We start from the raw sequence: 20,328 nt of genomic DNA, 5'->3' as shown, positions 1-20,328 counted from the left end.
TGCGAAAAAGAGAGGCGTCTATTCTAAGAAGGATGCCTTTTATCATCGGTCGAAGGGTGTTGCTCATATGATTACGAAAGACATTAGCCAGTCAGTAGTGAAAAAGGATCATGTAGACAAAGTAGCAGGTCAACTTCCTTATATCAGCGACGTGAAGATGGAAGACATGCTGTATGGCGTTTTATTCCGTTCGCCCATTGCCTATGGAAAAGTCCTTTCCATCCAGTATCCTACTTTGCCAGAAGGGTATCACGTCATTGGAGCTGAGCATATTCCAGGCGGGAATTTCGTCAAAATCTTAGTTCCTGATCAGCCGATTTTTGCGAATGAGTGGGTCAATTATATTGGGGAACCCATTTTTATGCTCGTCGGAAAAGAACTTAAGGTACTTTATCAATTGCTTGATGAAGTCGAAGTGGAATTTGAAGAACATGAAGCTACATATACACTTGACGACGCGATTGGGAAAATGACTGATGTGATGGCGACTCATGAATTTGGGGAAAGCCTCCAGTCGATAGAAAAGATTGAACAAGAAGCGTACCAAATTATAGAGGAAGAATATGAGACAGGGTATCAAGAGCATGTCTATTTAGAGCCACAAGGCATGTTGGGAATTTATCAGGAAGATAAAATCCAAGTACAGGGATCGATGCAATGTCTCTATTATATAAAAAATGCATTGATTAGTGCCTTAGCATGCGATGACGATGAAGTACGAGTGATTCAAAGTCCAACAGGTGGAGGCTTTGGTGGAAAAGAGGACTTTCCTTCGATGATGGCTTGTCATGTTGCAATTGCGGCACAAGTCGTAAAAAAGCCGGTTATGCTACTTTTTGATCGATCCGAAGATTTAGTGGTAACGACAAAAAGACATCCCTCTAAAATCAAATATAAAACAGCTCTCGACAAGGAAGGAAATATTCTTAGTATGAGTACAGAAGTTTTCCTTGATGGGGGAGCCAATACAGGCCTAAGTCCAGTTGTCCTGCAACGAGCATTGCTAAACAGTGCAGGTGTTTACAAAATTCCACACTATCATGCCAAAGGTTATGTGTTAAAAACGAATACCGTACCAAACGGAGCATTCAGAGGCTTTGGAGCACCGCAAAGCTTTGCCGGAATTGAGAGTCATATGGGGCATCTTGCACGAATTGCTGGCAAGGACCCCCTTGAGTATAAGCGTAGATATTTGGTGAAGCAAGGTGACCCGACTATTACCAATGGACGTTTCAGAGATCCGGTTTTCATGGAGGACATGATTGAGGATCTTCTAGAAACAATGAAATACCGTGAGACAAAAGAAGAGTTTACTAGATTTAATCAACAAAGCCCTCGCTACAAAAAAGGAATTGGCACGTCACTTTTTTTACATGGCTGTGGCTTCACCGGAAGTGGCGAGCGAGATCATATTAAAGCGACCGTTAAGCTTTTAAAAACAAAAGAAGACAAAGTGTTGGTGAAAATCTCAAACTCGGATATGGGGCAAGGGATTTTTACAACGTTAAGTAAAATTGTCGCACAAGAATTAAATGTTCCGTATGAAGAGATTTTGTTTCCGTACCCTGATACGAAGGATGTACCGGATTCAGGTCCGACAGTTGCATCTCGAACGACGATGATTGTTGGGAAGTTACTGGAACGTGCTGCAAGAAGACTTAAAGAGCAGTGGCAGTCTGGAGCTGAGCAAGAAATTGTTGAACACTATGTTCACGAGGAAATGATTCCGTGGGATGAAAAAACATTCTCAGGAGATGCCTATCCTGCTTATTCATGGGGAGTTAACATGGTCGAGGTGGAAGTCGACTCGTTAACAGGCAATGTTCAATTAGGAGAAATTCATGCGAGTTTTGATATCGGAAAAGCGATTGATGAGCGAATCGTAAAGGGTCAAATTGATGGTGGTATGGCTCAAGGTCTTGCTTATGGGTTCATGGAAAAAATGACGTCAAAACAAGGGAAGATTCAGCAAAGGAGTATTACCGATTATGGCCCGCCAACCTCGATGGATATTGTTCATATCGAAAGCAAGCTCTATGACAATCCATATGCAGGAGGTCCATATGGGGCAAAAGGAGTTGGGGAATTGACGTTGATTGGTGGTGCACCTGCTGTTCAGTCAGCCATTGAGGATGCCCTCGCCGTCTCTTTTTATCAGATTCCTATTACTCCAGAAGTGATCATCGAAAGTCTTGAAAAGAGAGAAGGGGAAGCTGTTGATAAAATTTAAACTCAACGGGAGTGTTGTTGAAACAGATGCTCTTTCCACTGTAAGATTACTAGATTTGTTAAGAGAAGAGTTTGATTTAATTGGTTCGAAGGAAGGCTGTGGCGAAGGGGAATGTGGTGCCTGCAGTGTTCTTGTGAATAATCTTGTGCAAAACAGTTGTTTAATTCCAATTGGTGCACTAGAAGGAGCAGAAGTGCAGACGATCGAAGGATATAGCCAAACACCACAATATCAGGTGTTGAATGAGTGCTATGCCACATCAGGTGGTGTCCAATGTGGTTTCTGCACACCTGGGATGATTATTGCGACGGAAGCTTTATTATCGAAAAATCCAAATCCAACGGAAGAGGAGATTCGAGAAGGAATATCGGGGAATCTCTGTCGCTGTACAGGCTATAACATGATTGTCGATGCGATTCAACTTGCCGTGAAAAAAGGTGATGGCCTATGGTGACGAAGACAGTGGATTCTTATCATTTTGATAAGTTGGAGGAGACGATTGCAAAGTTAAATGAAGAGGATTGTACGATCATTGCCGGGGGAACAGATGTGATGGTTCTTCATAAAAGTCGTCGAGGGGTGGCTCCGAAAATTGCGGGACCGGTTGTGTTTATCGACCATCTTAGTGAACTTAAGCAAACATATTTGGCGGAAGGTAACCTTCACATTGGAGCATGTTGTACGTATGGAGAGATGCTCGAACACTCTTTAATCCCGAGTGTATTTAAGAAAGCGATTCGAGAAGTGGCTGCACCAGCGATAAGAAATCGAGGAACCATAGGCGGGAATATATGCAATGCCTCACCGGCTGGGGATATGTTACCTCTCTTGTATATCTTTAATGCGAAGTTAGTTCTACGTTCTTTTTTAGGTGATCGAATCGTAGAAATTCATGATTTCATTCAAGGACCACGAAGAATTGCTCGTCAGCAAAATGAATTGTTAGTAGAAGTCATTTTACCGGATGTGGTTGATGAAGAGAGTACCTATTTGGTTTTTGAAAAGATCGCCAATCGACAGGCCGATGCCATTTCGAAGGTGTCGTTTGCCGGATTGCTACAAGTGAAGGATGGCAAAGTTGCAGATGCTCGATTTGCGTTTGGGGCAGTCGGACCAACGATGGTGCGCTCGCTGGAAATCGAAAAAAAGCTATTGGCTAAAGGATATCCTTTAAGGGCAGAAGTGTTAGAAGAAGTAGTAGCTGATTTTTCTTCAGTTATCAATCCAATCGATGATCAACGCTCAACAGCTTATTATCGTGAAACGGTTGCTCTTAAGCTATTACGTTACTTTTTAACATCAAAGGAGTTGTCCTAGCATGTTGCTAATGGAAAGAGTAGCGGAATTAGTTCGGTACAATGAGACGTTTGCGTTAGCGATGATTATAGAATCAAAAGGCTCTACGCCAAGGCATGTTGGAAAAATGATTGTTTATCGTGACGGAACCATTGAAGGGACGGTTGGTGGGGGACTTGCTGAGCTGTATGTGATTGAGGAGGCGCTGAAAGCAATCGAAAGAGGTCAGTCTACGATTGTTCAATATAAGCTTAATAAAAACGCTAAAGATGGCATAAGCATGCATTGTGGCGGGACATTAAGTGTTTTTATCGAGGTATACACAAATCGGCCGGAGATGGTCATTGTGGGAGCGGGCCATGTAGCTTTCGGGCTAGCGAAGCAATTTGATTTTCTACAATATCCATACCGAGTTGTTGATGACCGACCGGATTATTGTACACGGGAACGATTTCCGAATGCCGACGAGATTCACGTGAATGAAAATATTGAATATGCCTTAACGAATGCACGCTTAGACGAAAAATCCTTTGTCATCATCTGTACGAAGGATGGGGACGACCGAGTTTTGAAGAAGGCGTTGGAATATCCATGCGCCTATATCGGGATGATCGCAAGCAAACGGAAGGTTTTGCAAATTTTTAAGAAACTGAAAGAAGAAGGCTGTTTAGAGGAACAGCTCGAGCAAGTATACACACCGATTGGTCTTGAGATCGGGGCTGAAACGGTGGAGGAGATCACAATCAGCATTATTTCAGAAATCATTAAAGTGAGTCGAGCAGGAAATAAGTCAGCGGATAGAGAAAAATTGATTCATGTTGAAAAGGAAAGCTCATCTGTATAAAGATGGGTTTCTTTTATTAATGCTCTTTTCTCAAACGAAAACAGGCTAAGGAGGAGGTTCTAATGACGGATCAATGGAATGCCTTTGTTAAAAATGATCTCAATATAAAGTCAGTCGGTTCAGGGAATTTAGATGGACTTACTTGTGGGATTAAAGATGTTATGTCCATTAAAGGATATCAAAATGCAGCTGGGAACCCTGATTGGCTTAGGACGCATGAACCTGCGAATGAAAATGCTCCAGTTATTAATAGATTATTAGAACAAGGGGCCACCATCACAGGTACGACCCATACAGATGAACTGATGTTTAGCCTAAATGGAGAGAATTTTCATTATGGGACGCCGATAAATCCAAATTCTCCTGGTAGAATTCCAGGTGGTTCCTCGAGTGGTTCAGCTGTTGCGGTAGCAGCGGGACTTGTAGACTTTGCGATTGGGACTGATACGGGTGGCTCTGTCCGAATCCCTTCTTCTTATTGTGGAATCTTCGGATTCAGACCAACTCATGGATATGTAGATATTGCTGGCGTCATTCCGTTAGCGAAAAGCTTTGATACAGTAGGTTGGATGGCAAGGGAAGCTGATCTCTTATTAAAAGTTGGCGAAACACTTATCCCGCCAAGCTCTTCAGGAGAACAGGAATTTACTCATTTTTATTTGGAGGAGGAAGCGTGGTCATTTTTAGAAGAGGAGTCGAAGCAAATTTTATTAAAAGCTGTCTCTAACTCGGAGGAGAAAAGCACTTTGAAAATTGCTGAGGCTGGGCTCTCTGAGTGGGCGAACCTGTTTCGAACTATTCAAGGTATCGAGATTTGGAAGGAACATGGGGAGTGGATTGAGCGGGAGAGGCCTACTTTCGGTCCTGGGATTGCGGAACGCTTTTTGTGGACTAGTACATTAAATCAAGACGAACTTGAACCGAAGATAGAAAGGAAAGAGAAAATTAAAGAGCAGTTATCGAAGCTCTTAAAAGATAATGGATTGTTGGTGATTCCAACTGCGCCTGGTGAAGCTCCCTTGAAAAATCTTTCTATGGAAAAAATGGAACAGTATCGTTCAAGAACGATGCAATTAACGTGCATTGCTGGATTAACAGGTTTTCCACAGGTAACGATTCCCTTTGTAAAAGAAGATGGACTACCCATTGGATTATCGTTTATAGCCAATGAATTTCAAGATCTGAACTTGTTAAAATGGACGAACCTTTTTGTGACAAGTCTAAGGGAGGCACATTTGATATGAAATCGTACCGTCCAACAACGATGGCAGCGAATGGGATGATTACAACTCCCCATTATTTGGCGACGCAAGCAGGTATGAAGGTTTTGCAAAATGGAGGAAATGCAGTTGAAGCTGCGATTGCGGCGGTCTCAACAATTGGTGTTGTTTATCCTCATATGAACGGAATTGGTGGGGATAACTTCTGGTTAGTGTATGATGCCAAAAAGAAAGAATTAAAAGCTCTCAATAGTTCGGGGCGCTCCGGTGAAAACGTCACGATTGATTTTTATAAAAGACAGCAATTAGATAAAATTCCATCAAGGGGAGTGCTTGCGGCCAATACGGTACCAGGTGCTGTTGCAGGTTGGGAGCAAGCATATCAGTTTTCACGAGAACAACTAAAAGGTACATATAGCTGGGAGCAATTGCTTCAGTCAGCCATTCATTATGCAAAAGAAGGCTTTCCTGTGACGCCAAGTCAAGAATATTGGACCAATGTGAATCTCGATGACAAGGATAGTCAATTTCGTTATTTGCAAAGATTCCCTGAGTTTTGCAAAATCTTTTTGAAGTCGTGTGGGCTTGCCTATCAGGCTGGAGACATGATGAAACAGACGGATTTGGCTTTAACATTAGAGGGTATTGCTAAAGGAGGAAGTCAGTCCTTCTATCAAGGTGAAATTGCGAAAGCGATTTTTGAAGACCTTCAAGCTAATGGTGGATTGTTAACAGCTGGTGATCTTGCACGTCATACAAGTGATTGGGTAGAGCCGATTTCCGTTAAGTATCGTGGACATACGGTTTATAATGTGCCACCAAATTCCCAAGGGTTTGCTTCTCTTTCTATCTTAAATATATTGAATAATTTTAATCTGGATTTAATCAATGAAGGTTCAGCGGAGTATTATCATGTTTTAACAGAGGCTATCAAACTCGCGTTTTTGGATCGGGATCAATATTTAACGGATCCGGAATTCTCACCGATTCCATTAGAACACTTGCTGTCACCTCAAAGAGGAATGGAGCTGGCAAATAAAATTGATTTTACAAGAGCGCAGAGCTTCGAAAAACAATTGGACCCTAAAGGAGATACGATTTGGCTCGGTGTTGTCGATAAGGATGGAAATGCAGTTTCCTTGATTCAAAGTATTTATCATGAATTTGGCTCAGGTTTTATTCCAAAGAATACTGGGATTGTGCTACAGAATCGAGGTAGCTTCTTTTCGTTAGACCCGGAGCAAGTGAATTGCCTGAAGCCATGCAAACGCACCTACCATACATTAAATCCAGCCATGATGTTTTCAGAAGACGCACTTTCCTTAGTATATGGAACGATGGGGGGAGAGGGACAGCCGCAAACACAGGCTGCCCTTGTTACGCGAATGGTCGATTATGGTTATCCAGTTCAAGCGGCGATTGAAGCGCCAAGATGGTTATATGGACGAACATGGGGTGCAGCGTCGAATAGTTTGAAAATCGAGAGTAGAGTATCGGATGAAGTGATTCAAATACTTCAGGAAAAAGGGCATGAAGTAGAGGTGCTTGAAGATTTTACAGATGTGATGGGTCATGCAGGTGTGATCAAGATTGACCCTGTAAGTGGTGTGAAATATGGTGGTGCCGACCCTAGAGGAGATGGATTGGCATTAGGATATTGATTTCATTTTTAAATAAGGCTCTTTTCGTAAACTTTGTTGCTTTTGGAGCTAAATTGGTTAAGTAATTACCTATTTAACCTCAAAAAACAATATAGGAGTAGCGAAAAGTGCCGTGCAAAATTAATGTGTGCCACTGAACCTAGTTGGAGGCGTAAATGTCGGTTTCAGATTTTTTTCTGAAGAAAAAAATTAGGACATTTACAAAAAAACCACAATCATTACGAAAACAGCGTTAAATAAAAACGAGCCCAATGTCCAAAATAATGTTAAAGTTAAAAAGAAATAAATTTTATAAAGTGAGTAGGTGTACAGCATGATAGAGATAAAAACTTCTTCACTAAGTGATGGAGAATTCAATAGAGGGGTATTTGCTACATGTGATATTAAAAAAGGAACGCTTATCCATGAGGCGCCTGTTATTGCTTATCCAAACGAACAGCATGAACATATTGAAAAAACCTTACTCGCTGATTACGCGTTTGAGTATGGGATTAATCATACTGCGATTCTTCTTGGTTATGGAATGTTGTTTAATCATTCCTATGAACCAAATGCAACATATGATATTAATTTTGACAATCACACTTTTGATTTCTTTGCTTACAAAGACATAAAAGCGGGGGAAGAAATCCTCATTAATTATAATGGCGATGTGGATGATCAAGAGAAGCTGTGGTTTGATAGAGACGATAATGAATAAAGTATAAACGCTAAAAAGCACGCCTCGGTTATTCTTATCGGCGCGTGTTTTTTATTGCTAAGTAGAGAATAAAATAAGAATTAAGGTTATTTACACTATGATCTTAGGGAGGAAAAATAATGTCTAATAACTTAAAAACAAGAAAGATTATTTTAGATTTAGCAGTTACTTTAGATGGTTTTATTGAAGGGGAAAATGGGGAAGTTGATTGGTGCATTATGGACTCTGAGATGGGGTTTACTGATTTCCTGAATCAAATAGATACTATTTTTTACGGAAGAAAAAGCTATGATTTATGGGGACAATATGCTCCGGGAAGTGATTTGCCCGAAACAGAAAAAGAAATATGGAAGATCGTTCATAGTAAAGAAAAATATGTTTTTTCTCATACACAAAAAGGAACTGATAATAAGGCGATATTCATAAATGAGAATGTTCTTGAAGAAGTGATTAAATTAAAGAATAAGCCGGGCAGAGATATATGGCTCTATGGTGGTGCAAGCCTAATTACATCATTTATCGATTTAGGGCTTGTTGATGAATTTAGATTATCAGTTCACCCGGTTGTTTTAGGAGAAGGAAAGCCGTTGTTTATAGATGTAAAACAGAGATTGAATTTAAAATTGGTTAATACAAGAACATTCTCTTCTGGAGTGGTACAACTAATCTATCATAATAGGCGTCACTAAACCTACTCCATTAACTTCCTCTATACACTTGGTAACCCCAAGGGGAAACGAGTAAAGGAACGTGGTAATGGGCAGTGGTATCTGCAATGTTAAAGCGAACAGGCACTTTATCTAAAAAAGGAAGCTCGGGTAATTCGAGAGCTTTACTACGAAAATAATCCCCGATATGAAATACGAGTTCGTAAGTTCCGATTTTCGTATCTTCTTCAGACAAAAGTGGTTCATCAAGTCTTCCATTCGAATTCGTGACAGCTGAGGTTAGGAACTGCCACTCATGCTCTCCATAAAAATATAGCTCGATAGTGACGTTGCTCGCTGGAACACCATGAGTTAAATCTAATATATGTGTCGTTAATCCTGTCATATCAATCTCCTTCCTATTTTTCTATTGAGGAAGTTTTTTTTTTCTATCTTCGGCCATTCCCCGATAAATTCCTCCTTATCATATGTGAGGAAGCTATTTAAAATCTTCTCTTTTTCATCCTGAAAAAGTTGATCAGATACTGCTAGAGCAAGCTTCGGTAAAGCAAATCGAATTCCTGAAAGAGCTGATGCTGAAAGTCCGCAGCTAACTAACGTTGAATAGTTAAAAACAAAGAGTCCATACAGCAGTTTCTTTCCTTGTTCATCTCGACTGGTAAAAGAAAAACCTGGACTAAGATAGGGGTGAGCATCGACAAGAGGATTCACGAATTCCTCAGGTGCAGTATATTTATCGCCCCAACGTGCAATATGTTTGTCTATAAGTCTTAACTCTGGTCGCAAAGAGGGGTCTGTTACAAGACCAGTACTAATGATTAAGAAATCAAAAGTATGTTTTCCTTGCGGCGTAGTGACTACTATACCGTTGCTTGTATCCTCAACATCGAGCCATGGCGCACCTAAATGGAGTTGAAATCCAGGCTGTGATGAAGCACGACTAAAGGTATCGTTTGTAGGTGGTTGATTGAATTTAAAGAAATGGGCAATGGCCGTATATTTTTCCCTGTCGGAAAAGGTGTGAAAATGTTCGATGATTCCTGAGCTTTCCATCTGGCGAATTGGATTGATTCGAGGGAGCTCTTTTCTTCGGACAAAAACATGCACTTCTTCAACACCTTCAGAGAGTGCTGCATTTGCGTTATCAAAAGCGGATGCTCCTCCTCCTAGAATCGCTACCTTTTTTCCTTTAAGTAGTTCGAAATCAATTGGTTCGGAAGTATGGGCATATCGTTCACGAGTTAATTTTTCTGAAATGAGAGGTGGGACATGCCACTCGCCTCCACCTTGGATCCCGGTAGCGAGTATGACTTTACGAGCGAGTATTTTTTCGCTAGGAGAACCAGTGCCCTCAATGTGCAAATGATGAATTCCGTCAACTGATGGTTCGATTAATTTCAGCTTTACTTCGTTGAGAACAGGCAAATTCAAAACGCTTCGATACCACCGCAAATAGTTCATCCACTCACCTCGTGGAATCTTATCAAGTTTTTCCCAATCTTCTTCGCCTGCTTGTGCGACCCACCATGCACGGAAGGTTAATGAGGGTATGCCGAGTTCAATAGAAGTCAGTTCTTTAGGGGTTCTTAATGTAACCATACGGGCATAGGTTTCCCAAGGACCTTCGAATCCTTCTGGATTTTCGTCAATGATGAGAACGTTATAGATGCGCTCACGTTTTAATGCGAAGGCAGCACTCAAGCCGCTTTGGCCGCCACCGACAATTACGACATCGTACACATGCCCTTCAGGATGATTGAGTGGCTGCACCCATTCTGGTCCACCGAAGTTCAGATAAGTAAGGTCCCTTTTTACTTGTTCATTTAATCCTTCTAAACTCATGATTCGCTCATCCTCTCAAGCTTCCGTTATTGAATCTTTTCTTCCAAACGTAGCAGGGCGATTTTGTATATTTCTTTCATCGCGGTTTGAAATTCAGTTTCTCTTTGATTTTGCACTCGTTGCTCCATGGCTTCGTATATTTGGTGTTTGTTTTTCCCTTTGACGGCTAAGATGAAGGGAAAAGCGAATTTGTCCATATATTGTTGGTTTAAGGTGCTGAATTTGTCGTATTCCTCGGGTGTAAGATTTTTTAAGCCAGCTCCTGCTTGTTCATTGACAGAATCCGGACTCATTTCAATGCGTTCTCCTAAATTGGGATGTGCTTTTATTAAAATAAGTTTTTGTTCTTCAGTTGCTTGCTCCACGACGGATACCATTTCGTCATACAAATGCCCTAATGAAGAGAAGGGTTTCACATGAATGGCCTTCTCTGCGACCCAAGGGGAATGTTCAAAAATCCCACCTAGCAATTCCATAAATTCATGTTCTGTCGTCTTGTTCAATTGTTCGATTGTAAGCATAGGAGCAGCCCCTTCACTATTGTTTTGAAAGTTGAACTAACTTATGTTATAAATTATAACATTCAGAGTTATTTTAATTAACATAATATTGAATATTTTAACGAGCAATTCATTCGGATTTAAAAAGTTGATGATGTCTGGTGCATCCATCATGTTGACTGTATGAACTTCTTGCTCTTTACCAGAGGCACCGGCAATCATGTTCATACCTGTAAAATGAGGAACGGATAATAGCTAGCTTACTTTCATTACGACATCTTTTTTTGTAAAATTCAAAATATTTTTTATTAATAATAGCGTATAAAAATTTCCTTGGTTAAGATAAACAAAAGAACTTATTAATTTTGTGTATAAGTGATAATGAAGTTTGAAAGTGAACTCTGTAAGCTTAACCTATTAAATTCATTTACTTATTGGATAGGAAGTGATTGGGATGGCCATTAAAATGAGGGAGCAAAAATTTGAAAAAGATTCAGTTAGTGAAATGATTGAATGGCTTGCTACGTTTGGACGAACGACAAACGGGGGAGTTACGAGGCCATTATTTTCAAAGGATTGGCGTAAAGCACAGGATGCTTTGAAGGATAAAATGGAAGTTTTACAGCTTCAGACCTATTTTGATAGGGCAGGAAATTTATTCGGAAAACTGCCGGGGACGGAACTAGGCAGTAAAACGATTTTAACAGGTTCTCATATTGATACCGTGATAGATGGGGGCAAATATGATGGAGCCTACGGAATTATTGCGAGCCTCCTAGCAACCTCTCAATTATTTCAGAAATACGGATATCCGAAAAAAACGATTGAAGTGATATCTCTTAGTGAAGAAGAAGGAAGTCGATTTCCACTAACCTTTTGGGGCTCGAGGAATATTTCAGGTGCCTATAATTTAGAGACTGTGAAGGACGTACAGGATGGAGATGGAATCCATTTTCTAGAAGCGATGAAGGAATCAGGCTTTGATCCAAAAGAATATCAATCTAACCTTCGTACAGATATTGAGAGATTCGTTGAAATTCATATCGAACAAGGGATGATCCTCGAAAAAAATCAAAACACGATTGGAGTCGTGTCCCACATTGTTGGTCAGCGCCGTTTTACGATAAACGTGGTCGGGGAAAGCAACCATGCAGGGACCACGCCTATGTATTACCGCAAGGATGCAGTCAGTACAGCATCGAAACTGATTACGTATTTAACCGAAAAAGCAAAAGAATTTGATCCACTGCTTGTAGCAACGGTAGGAAAGTTGAATGTTAGACCCAATGTTCCTAATGTGGTTGCCGGTGAAGTGGAATTTAGTTTAGATATTCGTCATCATCAGGAGGATGTGCTTAATCGATATTGTGAAGATATTTTTGCAGAGTTTGAGAGACTTTCTACTGATTTGGATGTCCAGATTTCTCAATGGATGGATGTGAAGCCGATTGCGATGGATGAAAAAATGAATCAAGTGATTCGCCAATTGGCAACGGAAAAGAACATTTCCTACCAAGACATTGTTTCAGGTGCAGGACACGATGCTCAAGTATTTGCATCCATTTGCCCGACTACGTTGATCTTTGTTCCGAGTCAAGACGGCATCAGTCATTCTCCAAAAGAGTTTACGAGAATAGAAGATTTAGAGACAGGGGTCGAGCTGTTAACAGAGCTGTTATATAAATTAGCCTACTAAAGGAGATGGTGGAAATGAGTTTTGCAGAGTTGAATACCCCGAAAAGGACGATTATGACTCCTGGACCGGTTGAAGTGGACCCACGCGTACTGCGGGCGCTCAGTACACCTATTTTAGGACAGTTTGATCCAGCTTTCACAGAAATTATGAATGAAGTGATGGAAATGCTGAGACAAGTCTTTCAAACGAAAAATCACTGGGCATTTCCGATTGATGGAACATCCCGTGCTGGGAATGAAGCGGTGTTATCAAGTCTGATTGAACCAGGTGACAAAGTATTGGTTCCAATCTATGGACGTTTCGGTCATTTGCTTGTTGAAATTTGTGAACGATACGGTGCGGACGTTCATACCATTGATTGTCCGTGGGGAGAAGTGTTTGACTCGGAGGTCGTCATTGTGGAAATGAAGAAGGTTTCTCCTAAAATTGTTGCGATTGTTCATGGGGAAACTTCGACGGGAAGAATGCAACCGCTCGAACAAATAGGGAAGGCATGTCGTGCCCAAGATGTATTGCTAGTGGTTGATGCAGTTGCGTCTATCGGTGGTGTTGAAGTGAAAACGGATGACTGGTGTATTGATGCAGTCGTTGGTGGAACGCAAAAATGCTTATCTGTTCCATCAGGAATGGCGCCGATTTCATACAATGAGCGGGTGGAAAAGATTATATTATCTCGGAAGAAAGTCGAGCGGGGGATTGCAACTGAAGATGACAATCGCTATATGCGAAGCAGTCTCCCAATCGCTAGCAACTATTTTGATTTAGGGATGTTACAAGATTACTGGAGTCCGAGAAGATTGAATCACCACACAGAAGCGACATCGATGGTCTATGCTTTGCGGGAAGGTTTGCGTCTGGTTCTTGAAGAAGGTTTGGATGAGCGTTTTGCTCGTCATAAATTCCATGAGCAAGCATTAATTTCAGGAATTGAGGCAATGGGATTGAAATTGTTTGGAGATCCCGACAATAAGCTCACTTGTGTCACTTGTGTGGAAATCCCGCCTGGTGTTGATGGAGAAGCGGTAAGGAGTATGCTTCTTCAAGAGTTTGGCATTGAAATCGCTTCTTCATTCGGTCCTTTGCACGGGAAAATTTGGCGTATCGGTACGATGGGGTATAGTTGTCGAAAAGAAAATATCCTTTCAGTCTTAGGTGCTTTGGAGGCTTGTTTGATTCGTCAAGGTGCAAAGGTCAACAGAGGAGAAGCATTGCAGGCCGCTCTTGATATCTATGAATCAAAGGAGGTGAGCTAAATGCCGGAATACGATCTGATTATTCGCAATGGATTTGTTGTTTTACTATCGGAAGTGATGCAGGTAGATATTGGAATCAAGGACGGTGTAATTACCAAAATTGAAGAGAAACTTACGGGTACTGCCAATGAAGAACGAGATGAAACAGGCAACTATCTTTTTCCAGGAATGATTGATGTTCATGTTCACTTTAATGATCCGGGAAGGGATACATGGGAAGGCTTTGAAACAGGGTCTGAAATGATGGCAGCGGGAGGATGTACGACTTTCTTTGATATGCCACTAAACGGGATTCCTTCCACAATTGATAAGGAAGCCCTTTTTCAAAAAGTGAAGACAGGAAAAGAAAAATCCATTGTTGACTTTGCCCTATGGGGAGGACTTGTTCCTGGAAACGAAGCGAATTTGGAGGAGCTTTCTGAGGCAGGAGTGATTGGCTTTAAGGCTTTTCTTTCTGAATCAGGGAATGAAGAATTCGAACGAGTTGATGACATGACCTTGTTACGAGGCATGAAAAAAATTGCTTCTTTAAATAAACTTCTCGCGCTTCATTCAGAAAGTGATGCTATTACGAAATGGCTAGCGGCTGAAAAAAGAGAAAAAGGGTTCTTTACGCCTGATGATTACTTAGAGACCCGTCCTATTTTAGCAGAAGTAGAAGCAGTTGAAAGAGTGTTATCTTATTCTAAACTGACAGGCTGTGCGATTCACTTTGTTCATATTAGCAGTGCATCAGCTGTTGAAAAAATAGAAGAAGCGAAAAAGCAGGGGCTAGATGTCACGGTTGAAACCTGTCCACACTATTTATTATTTTATCATGATGCTCTTTTCGAAAAAGGGGCGCTTGCCAAATGCGCACCACCATTACGAGAGAAAAGTGAGCAAGAGAAACTAGTTCAATTATTAGTAGAGGGCAAATTTGATATAGTCGCTTCTGATCATTCTCCAAGTCCGTATTCGATGAAAGATCCAAACATACATCATCTATTCGATGCATGGGGAGGAATTAGTGGAGGGCAGTTTACTTTGTTATCCATGATAGAGCTAGCCAAAAAGCATGAAATTTCTTTTTCGAAAGTGGCTCAAATGACGGCAACAAATCCAGCGGAACGCTTTAGTCTGGCATCAAAAGGGAAGATAGGAATCGGATATGATGCCGACCTCGCAATCGTTTCATTGGACGAGAATTTCACAGCGACAGAGGAGAATTTCTTTGCAAAGCATAAGCAAAGCCTCTATCTTGGTCACACCTTCCCATGTAAGGTTAAGACAACGATTTGCCGTGGAAAAGTTGTTTACGAAGATGACAAAACCATGAAACAGAATGGGAAGTGGCTGAAAGCTTCACAAGAACAACAGATTAGGATTTGAAATTACTTCAATCAATGTATTACTATAGGGGAAAGAAGCCAATTCTATAAAAGGATGGGCTTCTTTTCTTTTTTTGGAACGACACTTTTATAATGATTGGATGAAAATAATGAATAATACAGTCAAACTTAAGATAAAATCAACTTTTGCAAAGAATCTTCGAGCAGGATTTCCTCTTATAAACAAAGAGGCTGTTCTTAATTTAAAGGGCAATGTTGAAGAAGGCTCAACTCTTGAACTTGTTGATGAGAGTGGTGCCTTTCTTGGAAAAGGGTACTTTGGGCAACAGAATAAAGGCATTGGATGGGTTTTAAGCCGACAGCAACAAGAAGAATTTGATGAAAAGTTTTTCGAGAAGAAGTTTAAGCAGGCCATTGAAGGACGGAAAACTCTTTTTAAAGATCCGGAAACAACCGCTTTTCGGGTGTTTAATGGTGAAGGGGACGGGATTGGCGGACTGACGATCGATTACTTTGACGGCTACTACCTGATTAATTGGTACAGCGAAGGCATTTATCATTTTAAAAATCTAGTCGTACAAGCACTTACAAACATCGCAGACTATAAAGGTCTCTATGAGAAAAAGCGTTTTGCTGAACAGGGTACATATATTGAAGATGATGATTTCATTGCAGGGGAAAGAGCGCCGATTCCTCTTATTGTGAAAGAGAATGGGATGAACTTTGCGGTTTACTTGAATGAAAGTGCGATGGTAGGGATCTTTCTTGATCAAAGAGATGTTCGTAAAACAATCAGAGACAAGTATTCGAAAGGGAAAAACGTGTTAAACACGTTTTCTTATACAGGAGCGTTTTCGGTTGCTGCGGCAGCTGGAGGAGCTTCGAAAACGACAAGTGTCGATGTAGCGAATCGGAGTAAAAGTAAAACGATTGAACAATTTAGTTTAAATGAAATTGACTATGAAGCGCAGGACATTATTGTGGAAGATGTGTTTAACTATTTTAAATATGCGGTTCGAAAAAACTTGTTGTTTGATTTAGTAATCCTTGATCCACCGAGCTATGCACGTTCTAAAAAGAATACGTTCAGTGCAGCCAAAGATTATCCAGATTTGCTAGAAAAAGCGATCCGAATTACGGAGAAGGATGGGGTTATTGTTGCCTCAACCAACGCTAGTAATTTCGGGATGGATAAATTCAAAGGCTTTATCGAGAAAGCTTTTAAACAAACCGGTGATAAATACAAGATTCTTGAAGAATTTAGACTTCCTTCTGACTTTAAGACGACAAATAATTTTAAAGAAGGAAATTATCTAAAGGTTGTTTTTATAAAGAAATTAACTTAATGATATAAATAAAAATTGGATATACTATCCATAATTGTCACAGCAGGAGGGCACGTTATGGGTGGAAAAGAAAATGTAATATCCGTTTTTGCTTTAGGTGGTTTGCATGAAATAGGAAAAAACATGTATGTTATTGAAAGCTCAGACGATATCATCATAATTGATTGTGGGAACAAGTTTCCTGATGAAAGTTTGTTAGGAATTGATTTGATTATTCCTGATATCTCTTATTTAGAAGAAAATAAAAAGAAGGTTCGGGCTCTAATTGTAACCCACGGTCACGAGGATCATATTGGGGGCATTCCTTATCTATTAAAGAAGTTGAATATCCCAGTTTATGCGACTCGTTTTACGCTTGGATTAATTGAATTAAAACTAGAAGAACACAAACTTTTAAGAGATACCGAATTAATAGAAATAGATTCAAATTCGAAGCTGGCTTTTGGAGAAATGGACATTGATTTTTTCAGAGTCAACCATAGCATTCCCGACTGTCTTGGGATTGTGTTCCGAACACCACAAGGAAATATTGTTCACACGGGAGATTTTAAGTTTGATTTGACTCCTGTTAATCAACAGTTTTCTGATATTCATAAAATGGCTCAGATTGGTACGGATGGGGTTTTACTTCTACTATCAGAAAGCACGAATGCCGAACGACCAGGAGGGACTCCTTCTGAGCAAATGGTCGGCGAACAAGTATTAGAGGCCTTCATCAAGGCGACAGGAAAAGTGGTTCTTTCCACATTTGCCTCCAATATTAATCGGGTTCAGCAAGTTGTAGAAGCTGCGCAAAAGACTCGTCGTAAATTGGCATTGCTAGGTCGGAGTATGGTCAATGTCGTTGATGTTGCGATTGAACGAGGATATTTACAGGTGCCAGAAGGAATGATTATTGAGCCAAATGAAATCAATGAGTTGCCTCCAGAAAAAGTTGCTATTCTCTGCACAGGAAGTCAAGGAGAACCATTAGCTGCTTTATCTCGTCTCTCGACTGGGAATTTCCGAGGAGTAGAAATTTTACCCGATGATACGGTGATTCTGGCTGCCGGTCCAATTCCTGGGAATGAAAAAGGAATTTCTAAAATCATCGATAATCTATTTGCGATGGGTGCCAAGGTACTTTACGGTTCTGGAAAAGGATTGCATGTGTCAGGACATGGCTATCAGGAGGATTTAAAGCTGATGCTCACCTTGATGAAGCCGAAATATTTTATTCCGATTCATGGAGAATATCGCATGCTTCATCAGCATCGTATATTGGCTGAATCTGTTGGAGTGGAGAAAGAAAATACTTTTATCATAAAAAATGGTGAAATCGTTGATATTGAAAATTCCATTGCTCGTCAAACTCGAGAAATCCAAGCAGGTAATACATATGTGGATGGAATCGGAGTTGGTGATGTTGGCGAAATTGTCCTTCGTGACCGCAAGCAGCTTTCTGAGGACGGAATGCTCGTTATTGTGTTGACGATGAGTAGGACAGATAAAAAGTTAGTTTCTAGACCTGATACGATCACACGTGGATTCGTGTATGTGCGTGATTCAGAGGAACTAATGAGAGATATGAATCGTCTTATCGAAAAGACCGTCAACGACTTACAATCCTCCAACAAGGGCCAATGGGGCGTCATCAAACAAAGCTTAAAGAAAACACTTGGAGAATATCTATTCAATAAGACTAGAAGAAGACCCATGATCCTGCCGATAATAATTGAAATTTAAACAAGGATGCAAGGGGACTAAGAGAATCAGCTTCTTAATTCATTTATATATGGTGAAAGTTTTCTAAAATATATAAGCAGACATAAGTTGATTGGAGTGGAAGGCGCTTGACTCCTGGGGGATCTGCGGGACAGATGAGACCCCGCAGGAGCTTGCGACGAGGAGGCTCATCGCCCGCCCCCCGGAAAGCAAGTGCCTGGAGCGGAAATCAACATCAAGTGAGCCGTTTCTTAATAACTCTAATAAAAAGGACCTCCTAGGTCTTTTTTTGTTGTCATACAGAAGGAAGTAAATAGTCTCCGTTGCAAACATATGGAAGTTGAGATACCATAGTAATGTATTGTTTTTAAGAGTTAAAGCGCTAAACAAACACATCACATCACTTCATCATAGAAAGTTGGTATCGATATGACTGAGAAAAGTGTAATATTTTTTGATATAGATGGAACATTGCTAAACCATGATAAGGAAATGCCAGCTTCTACAAAAGAAGCCATTTTTGCTTTAAAAGAAAAAGGACATGAAGTTGCAATTGCCACAGGTCGAGCTCCATTTATGTATGAAGATTTACGAAAAGAATTAGATATTAACACATTTGTCAGCTACAACGGCCAATATGTTGTGTTAAATGGAGAAGTCATATACAAGAATCCACTAATCACTACTTCCCTTGTAAAATTAACTGAGGCTGCCCTAGAAAATGAGCATCCAATTGTGTATATGGACCACGAGGATATGAAGGCCAATGTGCCTGACCATGATTACATAAAAGAAAGTATTAGTACGTTAAAAGTAGAAAAATTCCCTACACATGACCCCAATTATTATAAGGAACGGGATATTCTTCAATCCCTTCTATTCTGTCCAGAAGGTGAAGAGACGCAGTACGAAGCTGTCTACAAGGACTTTGATTTTGTCCGCTGGCATCCAGTTTCCGTTGATATCCTTCCAAGAGGTGGCTCTAAATTAAAGGGAATTGAGAAAATTGTTGAAAAGCTTGGCTTTCCGAAAGAACGTATATATGCTTTTGGTGACGGATTAAATGATAGGGAAATGCTGACCCATGTTCATAACAGCGTAGCGATGGGGAATGGCGAAGAAGAGATTAAAGCTGTCGCAAAATATGTAACAAAATCAGTTGAAGAAGACGGGATTCTTCACGGTTTAAAAATGGTTGGCTTACTATAAGATTTTGAAAACTCCCTATAGGCGCTCGTGCCTATAGGGAGTTTCCATTTAAAAAGATGGGATCATCGGTGGGAGTAATGCTGATAATGGAACTATTTTTGCGTGCTTCTCATATTCAGGGAGGTAGGCTTTTAAGGCACTAACGACTCTGTCGCCCGTTATGCCAACATGACCGATTGCGATAAATTTTGTTCGATGGTCGAGTCGCTCCGCTAGCTTTGATGCCTGTTTGTAAATATGCCTTTCTGAATAAATATGGTCAAAAAACATATCGTTTTCTAAGTAAGGTACAGATAATTCCTCTGCTAGTTTGGGGATGACACTATTGGGTGCAGTTTTACTATCAAGATAATAGAGATTGTTTTCTTTACACACCTCTAAAATAATTCGCATCACTCTTTCATCCTCAGTAGCCTTTGAGCCCATATGGTGGTTCATTCCAATAGCGAAGGGCACACTCTTAATCGCTGCTTCGACTCTTTTGCGAATTTCTTTATCACTCAAATCCGTTGTAATCGATCCTGGACCTAACCAGCTCTTCTTTCCTTTTTTCGGCTCCATGGGCAGGTGGACAATAACTTCGTGTCCTTTTGCATGAGCTAGCTTGGCATCACTTTCAGTCGTAGGCATGAAAGGCATAATGGCAACCGTAAGAGGGACCGGAAGCTCGAGCATTTCTTCAGTGCCTTCCATATTATTTCCGAAATCATCAATAACAATGGCTAATTCTCTCTCGATTGGTTGCTCCATGTTCGCAAGCGTTACATGTGAAAAAAATGAAAAAGTAATCAGTACAGTAAGTAGGAGAATTTTCATATTAACTGCTCC

General features: G+C 40.5%; 18 protein-coding genes and 1 pseudogene. 14 read left to right on the top strand and 5 right to left on the bottom strand.

All coding sequences use genetic code 11. The annotated features are described in order from the left end of the window. Positions 1-67 precede the first annotated feature (67 nt). The 8 genes from FAR12_RS10075 (at position 68) to FAR12_RS10040 (ending at position 8,640) form a co-directional block, all read left to right on the top strand. On the top strand, positions 68-2,230 hold the full coding sequence (locus FAR12_RS10075) for a xanthine dehydrogenase family protein molybdopterin-binding subunit (RefSeq protein WP_126408577.1): 2,163 nt from the start codon (positions 68-70) through the stop codon (positions 2,228-2,230). Next, complete coding sequence (locus tag FAR12_RS10070) at positions 2,217-2,684, top strand: (2Fe-2S)-binding protein (RefSeq protein ID WP_126408576.1); 468 nt, start codon at positions 2,217-2,219, stop codon at positions 2,682-2,684. Before FAR12_RS10075 ends, FAR12_RS10070 begins: the two co-directional genes overlap by 14 nt. Beyond that, positions 2,678-3,547 carry an FAD binding domain-containing protein gene (locus tag FAR12_RS10065; RefSeq protein ID WP_126408575.1) on the top strand — a complete coding sequence of 290 codons (870 nt, stop codon included), beginning with the start codon at positions 2,678-2,680 and terminating at the stop codon, positions 3,545-3,547. Before FAR12_RS10070 ends, FAR12_RS10065 begins: the two co-directional genes overlap by 7 nt. A 1-nt stretch (position 3,548) precedes the next feature. After that, positions 3,549-4,370 (top strand): XdhC family protein, encoded by an 822-nt coding sequence (locus tag FAR12_RS10060; protein WP_126408574.1) that lies wholly within the window; start codon positions 3,549-3,551, stop codon positions 4,368-4,370. Positions 4,371-4,432: 62 nt separating this feature from the next. Further along, positions 4,433-5,614, top strand: coding sequence for an amidase (locus tag FAR12_RS10055; protein WP_126408573.1), 1,182 nt, complete (start codon positions 4,433-4,435; stop codon positions 5,612-5,614). Beyond that, positions 5,611-7,251, top strand: coding sequence for a gamma-glutamyltransferase (ggt, locus tag FAR12_RS10050; protein WP_126408572.1), 1,641 nt, complete (start codon positions 5,611-5,613; stop codon positions 7,249-7,251). The genes FAR12_RS10055 and ggt overlap by 4 nt, the downstream gene beginning before the upstream one ends. 313 nt (positions 7,252-7,564) lie before the next feature. Beyond that, positions 7,565-7,951, top strand: a complete 387-nt coding sequence (locus FAR12_RS10045) for an SET domain-containing protein (protein WP_126408571.1) — start codon at positions 7,565-7,567, stop codon at positions 7,949-7,951. Positions 7,952-8,070: 119 nt separating this feature from the next. Continuing rightward, entirely contained in the window at positions 8,071-8,640 is a 570-nt protein-coding gene (locus FAR12_RS10040; protein WP_126408570.1) for a dihydrofolate reductase family protein, read from the top strand. Positions 8,641-8,650: 10 nt separating this feature from the next. Here the strand turns inward: FAR12_RS10040 and uraH are convergent, their stop codons facing one another. The 4 genes and pseudogenes from uraH to FAR12_RS24080 all read right to left on the bottom strand — a co-directional run. Further along, positions 8,651-9,004, bottom strand: coding sequence for a hydroxyisourate hydrolase (gene uraH, locus FAR12_RS10035; protein ID WP_126408569.1), 354 nt, complete (start codon positions 9,002-9,004; stop codon positions 8,651-8,653). Next, on the bottom strand, positions 9,001-10,461 hold the full coding sequence (locus tag FAR12_RS10030; protein WP_126408568.1) for an NAD(P)-binding domain-containing protein: 1,461 nt from the start codon (positions 10,459-10,461) through the stop codon (positions 9,001-9,003). Before FAR12_RS10030 ends, uraH begins: the two co-directional genes overlap by 4 nt. A gap of 26 nt (positions 10,462-10,487) precedes the next feature. Continuing rightward, positions 10,488-10,982, bottom strand: coding sequence for a 2-oxo-4-hydroxy-4-carboxy-5-ureidoimidazoline decarboxylase (gene uraD / locus FAR12_RS10025; protein ID WP_126408567.1), 495 nt, complete (start codon positions 10,980-10,982; stop codon positions 10,488-10,490). A gap of 99 nt (positions 10,983-11,081) precedes the next feature. Continuing rightward, a pseudogene (locus FAR12_RS24080) lies at positions 11,082-11,216 on the bottom strand (PucR family transcriptional regulator ligand-binding domain-containing protein); the annotation flags it as partial. Between the two features lie 199 nt (positions 11,217-11,415). Here FAR12_RS24080 and allC point away from each other — a divergent pair. The 6 genes from allC to FAR12_RS09985 all read left to right on the top strand — a co-directional run bounded on the left by allC (position 11,416) and on the right by FAR12_RS09985 (position 19,500). Then, complete coding sequence (gene allC / locus FAR12_RS10015) at positions 11,416-12,657, top strand: allantoate deiminase (protein WP_126408566.1); 1,242 nt, start codon at positions 11,416-11,418, stop codon at positions 12,655-12,657. Between the two features lie 14 nt (positions 12,658-12,671). Beyond that, positions 12,672-13,910, top strand: coding sequence for a pyridoxal-phosphate-dependent aminotransferase family protein (locus FAR12_RS10010; protein ID WP_126408565.1), 1,239 nt, complete (start codon positions 12,672-12,674; stop codon positions 13,908-13,910). Beyond that, complete coding sequence (locus tag FAR12_RS10005) at positions 13,911-15,281, top strand: allantoinase (RefSeq protein WP_126408564.1); 1,371 nt, start codon at positions 13,911-13,913, stop codon at positions 15,279-15,281. A gap of 109 nt (positions 15,282-15,390) precedes the next feature. Continuing rightward, positions 15,391-16,587 (top strand): class I SAM-dependent rRNA methyltransferase, encoded by a 1,197-nt coding sequence (locus tag FAR12_RS10000; RefSeq protein ID WP_126408563.1) that lies wholly within the window; start codon positions 15,391-15,393, stop codon positions 16,585-16,587. Between the two features lie 57 nt (positions 16,588-16,644). Next, a complete protein-coding gene (locus tag FAR12_RS09995) occupies positions 16,645-18,312 on the top strand; it encodes a ribonuclease J (protein WP_126408562.1) in 1,668 nt (555 codons plus the stop codon). Between the two features lie 408 nt (positions 18,313-18,720). Next, the gene (locus FAR12_RS09985; RefSeq protein WP_126408560.1) at positions 18,721-19,500 is read left to right on the top strand and encodes a Cof-type HAD-IIB family hydrolase; all 780 of its coding nucleotides are present in this window, start codon (positions 18,721-18,723) and stop codon (positions 19,498-19,500) included. A gap of 48 nt (positions 19,501-19,548) precedes the next feature. Here the strand turns inward: FAR12_RS09985 and FAR12_RS09980 are convergent, their stop codons facing one another. Next, positions 19,549-20,316 carry a divergent polysaccharide deacetylase family protein gene (locus FAR12_RS09980; protein ID WP_126408559.1) on the bottom strand — a complete coding sequence of 256 codons (768 nt, stop codon included), beginning with the start codon at positions 20,314-20,316 and terminating at the stop codon, positions 19,549-19,551. Between the last annotated feature and the right edge of the window lie 12 nt (positions 20,317-20,328).

It is taken from the genome of Bacillus yapensis (genome assembly GCF_005280205.1).
Classification (GTDB): Bacteria; Bacillota; Bacilli; order Bacillales; family Cytobacillaceae; genus Robertmurraya; species Robertmurraya yapensis.
The sequence above is the reverse complement of the archived record's forward strand: the minus strand, read 5'-3'. Positions and strand labels throughout refer to the sequence as shown.